Source organism: Evansella tamaricis (genome assembly GCF_019042215.1).
Lineage (GTDB): Bacteria > Bacillota > Bacilli > Bacillales > Salisediminibacteriaceae > Evansella > Evansella tamaricis.
Map to the genome: position 1 here is coordinate 1 of NZ_JAHQCS010000170.1, position 7,582 is coordinate 7,582.

The 7,582-nt window shown below is 38.9% G+C and carries 7 protein-coding genes and 1 pseudogene; 5 read left to right on the forward strand and 3 right to left on the reverse strand.

Annotation, left to right across the window (positions count from 1 at the left end; genetic code table 11):
• Positions 1-489 precede the first annotated feature (489 nt).
• Positions 490-752, forward strand: a pseudogene (locus tag KS419_RS25050) (IS200/IS605 family accessory protein TnpB-related protein); the annotation flags it as partial.
• A gap of 158 nt (positions 753-910) precedes the next feature.
• Here the strand turns inward: KS419_RS25050 and KS419_RS21130 are convergent.
• A complete protein-coding gene (locus KS419_RS21130; protein WP_217068652.1) occupies positions 911-2,284 on the reverse strand; it encodes an aldehyde dehydrogenase in 1,374 nt (457 codons plus the stop codon).
• A 35-nt stretch (positions 2,285-2,319) separates the two neighbouring features.
• A complete protein-coding gene (locus KS419_RS21135; RefSeq protein ID WP_217068654.1) occupies positions 2,320-3,675 on the reverse strand; it encodes an MATE family efflux transporter in 1,356 nt (451 codons plus the stop codon).
• A 215-nt stretch (positions 3,676-3,890) separates the two neighbouring features.
• Between KS419_RS21135 and KS419_RS21140 the strand changes: the two genes are divergently transcribed.
• Entirely contained in the window at positions 3,891-4,391 is a 501-nt protein-coding gene (locus KS419_RS21140) for a small multi-drug export protein (RefSeq protein ID WP_217068656.1), read from the forward strand.
• A 12-nt stretch (positions 4,392-4,403) separates the two neighbouring features.
• Here KS419_RS21140 and KS419_RS21145 read toward each other — a convergent pair whose 3' ends face one another.
• Entirely contained in the window at positions 4,404-5,519 is a 1,116-nt protein-coding gene (locus tag KS419_RS21145) for an alanine racemase (RefSeq protein WP_217068658.1), read from the reverse strand.
• 151 nt (positions 5,520-5,670) lie between these two features.
• Here KS419_RS21145 and KS419_RS21150 point away from each other — a divergent pair, with 151 nt between their 5' ends.
• The 3 genes from KS419_RS21150 to spoVAD all read left to right on the forward strand — a co-directional run bounded on the left by KS419_RS21150 (position 5,671) and on the right by spoVAD (position 7,484).
• Positions 5,671-5,877, forward strand: coding sequence for a DUF1657 domain-containing protein (locus KS419_RS21150; RefSeq protein WP_217068660.1), 207 nt, complete (start codon positions 5,671-5,673; stop codon positions 5,875-5,877).
• A 119-nt stretch (positions 5,878-5,996) separates the two neighbouring features.
• Complete coding sequence (gene spoVAC, locus KS419_RS21155) at positions 5,997-6,476, forward strand: stage V sporulation protein AC (protein ID WP_217068662.1); 480 nt, start codon at positions 5,997-5,999, stop codon at positions 6,474-6,476.
• A complete protein-coding gene (gene spoVAD / locus KS419_RS21160; RefSeq protein WP_217068663.1) occupies positions 6,477-7,484 on the forward strand; it encodes a stage V sporulation protein AD in 1,008 nt (335 codons plus the stop codon). It abuts the gene before it with no gap.
• Positions 7,485-7,582 lie beyond the last annotated feature (98 nt).

Here is a 7,582-nt window from a genome sequence, read left to right on the forward strand (position 1 = left end):
TTATCTTTTGTCGCTTCCTTGACGAGGATGCGACACAACTGCTCCTCTTCCCTTGTCTTTTGTCGCTTCCTTGACGAGGATGCGACACAACTGCTCCTCTTCCCTCATCTTTTGTCGCTTCCTTGACGAGGATGCGACACAACTGCTCCTCTTCCCTCGGCTTTTGTCTCATCCTGGACGAGGATGCGACACAACTGCTCCTCTTCCCTTATCTTTTGTCGCTTCCTTGACGAGGATGCGACACAACTGCTGCTCTTCTCTTATCTTTTGTCGCTTCCTTGACGAGGATGCGACACAACTGCTCCTCTTCCCTTGTCTTTTGTCGCTTCCTTGACGAGGATGCGACACAACTGCTGCTCTTCCCTTATCTTTTGTCGCTTCCTTGACGAGGATGCGACACAACTGCTGCTCTTCTCTTATCTTTTGTCGCTTCCTTGACGAGGAAGAGACAAAAAAGAAGCACTGCCCTCGTCTTTTGTCGCATCCTAGAGGGTAAGTCGTGCAAAAGTCAATTTAGCAAAAGATAATTTGATTTCTGTCATTGATTTAGAACAACTTGCGAATATCCGACAGACAGTCAGACAGCAAAAACAAGCCGTAAAAACGAAAAGAATTTGCACCACAGTTGGTCATTCCATTCTATCGCCTATCTCAATTCATTCCAATACAATGCGAATGTATAAGGAATCAAAGTGGAATATGTGAATCCACCCATACACACCAGTCAAATATACCCTAATGTTCTAAAAAAAGGAGGGTAATGGGATACCCTCAACTTGAAAGCTGTTCAAAACAGAACTGGACTGCGAACGTTTAGTCATTCAAGAATCCCACCAGTAAACCGTTAAGTCTTGGGCTTGCGACTTAAGTCGTGGGAGTTTCAAACTTCTTTCAAACTTCTTTCAAACTTCTATTCCCACATTTTCCGCAATGCTTTTAATGATGCATTGGACTTACTGTACCGGATTGGAATGTCAAATGATGTGGATTGTCTTAATACACTCCGTTCATAAGTAAATGTATCAAAACTATATTTACCATGATAGGCTCCCATTCCACTTTCCCCAACCCCTCCAAATGGTAAATAGGGAGTTACAAAATGCATTAGCGTATCATTCACACACGCGCCTCCAAAGGAAAGATTATCTAAGATAAATTCCTCAGATTCACGGCTTTGAGTAAACAAATATAAAGCAAGAGGACTTGGTCTTTTTCTGACACGCTCCACCACTTCATAGTCAGTGGAAAAGGATAACACAGGTAGGATCGGACCGAAGATCTCTTCCTTCATCACAGGATCGTTTTCCTCCACTTCTACCATCACAGTTGGTTCCATAAATCTAGCGATTCTATCATATTCCCCGCCATGATAGATTTTTGATTCCTCCAGCATGAAAACTAGGCGGTCCACATGTTTTTCATGGACTAATTTTGGATAATCATCATTGAACCGGACATCATTTCCATAAAACTTTTTTATATAATAAACTAAATACTTTAGTAGTTTCCTTCTATTTTTTTCATGAACAAGAATATAGTCTGGGGCGATACAGGTTTGTCCTGCATTTATAAATTTTCCCCATACAATTCTTTTTGCAGCTAGTTTAACGTTTGCATCTTTCATAATTATTGCAGGACTTTTTCCACCAAGTTCTAAAGTAACGGGAGTTAAGTGCTTCGACGCCGCTTCCATTACTTTTTTACCCACTTGTACACTTCCAGTGAAAAAAATGTAATCTAGCTTTTCTTCTAAAAGGTCTTTAGCGGTTTCTGCATTTCCTTCCACAACCGCTATATATTTCTCATCGAACGTCTCTGCAAGTATCTCGCGAATCACTGAACTTGTATTTGGTGTCATCTCTGAAGGCTTTACAATAGCTGTGTTCCCCCCTGCAATTGCACCTATCAAAGGAGCAATTGCTAATTGGAATGGATAATTCCAAGGGGCTATGATCAACGTTACCCCATAAGGAACTTTATAAATATAACTTTTAGATCCTGTATGAGTAATGGGTGTCCTTTCCTTTTTAGGAGCTGCCCACAAATCTATGTTTTTTTGAATGTCCTTTAATTCATTGTATAAAAAACCAATTTCAGTAGTAAAAGACTCATGAAGAGATTTGTTTAAGTCCCGTTTTAGAGCATCGGTAATTTTCCCTTCATTTTTTTCTATACATTTTTTTAATTTATGCAGTTGTCTTTGCCTGAAAGAAACATCCTTTGTTTCTCCTGTGTAAAAGTAAGTTCTTTGCTTTTGAATTAGGTCGTGAATCGCCTGATCCATATACACTCCTCCCCCTTTAAAAAGTATTTTATCTACTATAGTATTTTTAGACGGTACCTTCGTTGTACAAGAACGAGTCGAACAGCAAGGCAAATCGCACAAAAAGCTAAACCGAAAATTAATCCGAGCCAATATCCAAACGGACCCAACGAGGTATAATTTGCTGTAATAAATCCAATAGGCAGCCCTAAAACCCAAAATGAGATAAGCGCCATGATAAATGGAATATTTACATCTTTATACCCCCTTAGTATTCCTTGGATTGGGGTATTAATGGCATCCGAAAACTGAAAGAAGATGGCATAGATAAGAAAATGCTGTATGAGTACGGCAACCTCTTGATTTGTCGTATAGAGTGCAGTGATTGGTTCCCTCGTATAATAAATGATTATACAAGAAATAAAACCTAAAACTAAAGAAATGATTATTCCAATTTTACTGTAGAGTTGTGCATCCCCTTGTCTTCTTGCTCCAATTTCAAATCCGACAGTTATGGTTAAAGCCATGGCAAAACTTAGTGGCACCATATAAAATATGCTTGCAAAATTTAACGCTGCCTGGTGAGCCGCTATTATTTCTGTTGTAAATTGGCTCATTAATAAGGTAACTGCAGAAAATATACTTGTTTCAAAGAATATTGTTAGACCTATCGGTAATCCAAGAAGAAGGATCTCTTTCCATGCTCCTATAGAAACTTGATGGAATTTCTGAAAGACCTGAAAACCATTAAATGGTCTCACTTTCACTGTAAAATACATGGTAAAGAAGAAAATAAACCAATACGTTATTGCAGAGGCATATCCCGCTCCAATTCCGCCTAATTGTGGGAATCCAAATTTCCCAAATATTAAAAGATAATTAAAAAGAAAGTTAATTGGTAATGCCATCAAAGTAATAATCATAGTTGCTCTCGTTTGGCCTAATGAATCCATAAAACAGCGTAACACATTATACATAAACAACGGGACAATTCCTAACGCCAAGCCAATTAAATAATGCTTTGCAATATGTCCAACCTCTACTTCCAATGACATAAAGTCCAGTATTGGTTCAAGGGCAAAGAATCCAATAATAACTATCAGACATGATATAACTATAGCAAGATACAGCCCTTGGATGACATAATAGGATACATCGCCCCGTTTCTCAGCACCAATTTTATGAGCTAATATGGGAGTTAAGGCTAACAGAATCCCATTGATTCCTGTTAAAATAGGAACCCATAAACTGGAGCCAATAGCTACCCCAGCTAAGTCATACGCTCCAGCCCTGCCTGACATGGTCGTATCAATGAAATTCATAGCATACAATCCAAGCTGAGTAACAAGAATTGGTCCCATTACAAATAGAAGTACTTTTATTTTATCAATCGTTGAATGTGTCTGTTGCATTATTTCACCGTCCGACTATTATTTCAGTTTAAATAATATAAGAAAAAGCGCTGGAACTAGACAATATGCCCAAAGCTTCATAAAACGTATGAATTCTTATCTTTCCAGAAAAACAATAGTCCTCTTTAGAGTTGTTGTCAACTTTTCCGATGATAGAAGGCATAATCTCAGTTTCCATTAGAAAATACAAGATTAGAAAGGAGATGGAACAACGTATGTTTGAAACACTATGGCAGTATTTCCTTATCTTTGTAATGGCCGCTACACCTTGGATCGAAATACTCCTAGTCATTCCAATAGGAATAGCTTTTGGTCTACATCCCGCAATGGTTGGGCTAGTTTCGTTTTTGGGTAACTTCCTTCCCATTTTTGTCATTATTTACTCTTTTTCTTGGTTCCGGAGAACAAAGTGGTACCAGACTAGACAAATAAAAAATGCACAAAAGCAAAACAGTCAGGAAGAAAGTTACTCATCACAGAAACGAACCAAAAAAGAAAAGGCTGCAGCTATTTTTCAAGCATACGGCCTTCCTGGATTAGCATTTTTAGGTCCTATTATTACAGGAATACATCTCGCTGCCATCATTGCCCTTTCCCTTAAAGCTTCCAAAAAGCTAACAACATTTTGGATGGGGTTAAGTTTACTCGTTTGGACAATTGTTATTACAATTAGTGCCTACTACGGCATTGATTGGTTAACATCCATTCTTGGATAAATCAAATTATGTTTACTGAGATTTCCCTCTGCCATCTACTAACCATCTTTCTATTTGGCCATTTTCCCGTTGAACATAATAGAAATCATATAAATTTACAACAGGACAAGCATGATTTGGAATAATCTGGAGTTTTTCGTTTAACTGTATATTGTTTATCTCCGTGGAATCAATAATGCCATGTTCTTCCGAAACTCTCGTAATAAAAAATTCTCCGTCAACTAGGCTACGGCCATATCCTTTAACTACTTCATTCCCATGTGCACCTTTTTCTGTTGTTAATGCTTTGCTCCCTGCATCGATGATGAGACGATTTGATTTACGTGAAACAACTGTTGAAAGTACGGTTAATGCTACTTCATCCGCCTTTGCCACACCAAGCCCCACTTGAATAGCGTCAAAAAACACAGCATTTCCTGGACGAACTTCTGTTATTCCACTATAAGTGGCTGCCGCCTCAAAAGTAGGAGTAGAACCAACACTACGGTTTGGAAGGGAGATTCCTTCTTTTTCACATAAATCAACACTGTTTAGAACAGATAATGCTTCTTCTTTTGCTATTTGGCGAATCTCCTCTTTTGTTTTAGCTGCATAAGAATGCCCTGCATGGGTATAAATACCAGTAAGATTTAAAACATTCTCCTTTTTGATAAATTTCGCTAGTTCCAATACTTCATTGTTAGGTTCTACACCGCATCTATTTAGTCCTGAATTCACTTTTATCCAAACTTCAGGATTAAGTCCCCATTTTTTTGCCTCATTCATCATGAGCTCCGATTGTTCCATACTGTCAACTGTAAAAATTACTCTGGCGATTTTCGTCCACTTGAAAAGTCGCTTTATTTTGTTGGAATCCGTTAAAGGAAATGCCACAAGAATATCATCTATTCCATTTTCAAGAAGCAGTTCCCCTTCTGTAACTGTTGCTACTGTAATACCGCATGCACCCATTGTTAATTGTAATTTAGCTATGGAGATAGATTTATGCGTTTTAAAGTGGGGACGGACCTTCACATTGTTCTTTTCCTGTACCCCCATCACTCTTTTTAAATTTTGTTTCATTTTTTGTTCATTTAAGATAAGCGCTGGGGTTTCTATTGGTTTGTCCTGATAAAAAAAATGGCTCATTGTTTTCCTCCTATACCATTCCTTTGTTATACGTTAATTATAGCTTATCTTCGAGTTGCTTTAAATTCCGCCTATCAATTCCCAGTATATTTCCATTGCATCCATTCAATATTATAAGTGTAAGACCACCATTTTTGAAGGAGGACCAAGCATGACTGTAGCTAGCCAAGTAAAACAAACTCTTGCTGGACTAAAAAGTGCTCAAGCAAGTCTAGAAACATTTGCACTACAAACGGAAAATCAACAGGCAAAACAGATGTTTCAAAACATGGCACAGCAGACACAGACCATTGTGGATACACTAACTCCCCGTTTACAACAAATCGAGGAAGAGGAACCACAATATAAAAATATGTAATTCAGTGGAGGTTGGTGGAGATCATCAACCTTCATTGTCCAAAATCGTTTTTTATAGTAGGAATAAAAAAATTGGAGAATATAGTAAAGAAGTATGTCCGTGTGGAAAGAGGGGTTCTGATGTCCGATCAAAAAAAGAAAAACTTAACACCTGTACAACAAAAATATAAAAAGTTCGCCAGTGATCGCGAAGTTAAACGGCCAGTCGTAAGAAACTGTATTGTGGCTTTTTTGGTCGGCGGTTTCATTTGCACTATTGGACAAGCAATCCAAACCTTTTACTATACCTTTTTTAACTTTACTGAAAAAAGTGCCGGTGACCCTGCAGTTGCCACAATGATTTTTCTTTCGGTTTTATTAACCGGTCTTGGTGTCTATGACCGTTTTGCTCAGTTTTCCGGAGCTGGTACAGCAGTTCCAGTGACAGGTTTTGCTAATTCGGTGGCATCTGCTGCCATAGAGCACCGGACAGAAGGATATGTATTAGGCGTTGGTGGGAACATGTTTAAACTTGCAGGATCGGTTATTGTATTTGGAACAGTAGCTGCATTTATTATTGCACTTATAAAAACAATACTGACGCAGTGGGGAGGTTTATAAATGTTAGTGGGTCATCGTACTTGGAGATTTGAGAATAGACCCGTTATTCTATCAACCGGAACTGTAGGAGGACCCTTTGAAGCGAAAGGGAGCATACCTAATGATTTTGATACATTACATGAAGACCTATGGGTCGGCCAAGACTCCTATGAAAAAGCTGAAAAAGTTATGTTTGAAGAAGCATGTATAAAAGCAATTGAAAAAGCAGGCCTGACGAAAGAAGATATTCAATTAATTTTAGCAGGAAATCTCGTGAATCAAATCACTCCTACCAGTTTCGCCGCTCGGTCATTTCCAGTTCCCTATTTTGGATTATTTGGTGCTTGCTCCACTTCAATGGAGGGATTGGCAATTGGTTCCTATATCGTTAATTCAGGTGGATTTAAGTACATATTAACCGGTTCATCCAGCCATAACTCATCCATCGAAAAACAATTTCGCTATCCAACGGAATACGGGGCTCAAAAGCCCCCAACGGCACAATGGACTGCAACTGCTGCAGGAACTGCAATTGTAACAAATCAAGGAAATGGCCCACGAGTTACTTCCGCCACTCTTGGGCGTGTTATCGATATGGGGCTTAGTGATCCATATAATATGGGTGGTGCAATGGCACCAGCTGCAGTCGATACAATTGAAGCGCATTTTCGAGACCTGGCGATTGATCCTTCCTATTATGATCTTATCGTTACAGGAGATTTGGGTAAAATTGGCCAAACCATTGCTTTTGATTTACTGATAGAACATGGACTTAGTCTAACAAAGGATCAGTTTAAAGATTGCGGCTTAATTTTATATCGGGAAGATCAACCAGTTTTAGCCGGCGCAAGTGGATCTGGATGTTCCGCTGCCGTTACCTATGGTCACTTACTAAATCGGATGAAAGCTGGGGATTTTAGACGAATATTAATGGTTGCAACTGGTGCCCTTCTTTCTCCCCTGTCGTTTCAGCAAAAAGAAACTATACCTTGTATTGCTCATGCCGTATCCATAGAAATGAGTAATTGATTAGAAAAGCACAAGCGCCTATGGTCACGAGCGCAGGGCAGTGGAGGAATGACAACTAGAAGTCCGTTCTTTGACTTCAGTTGTCACTTCCGAAGTGA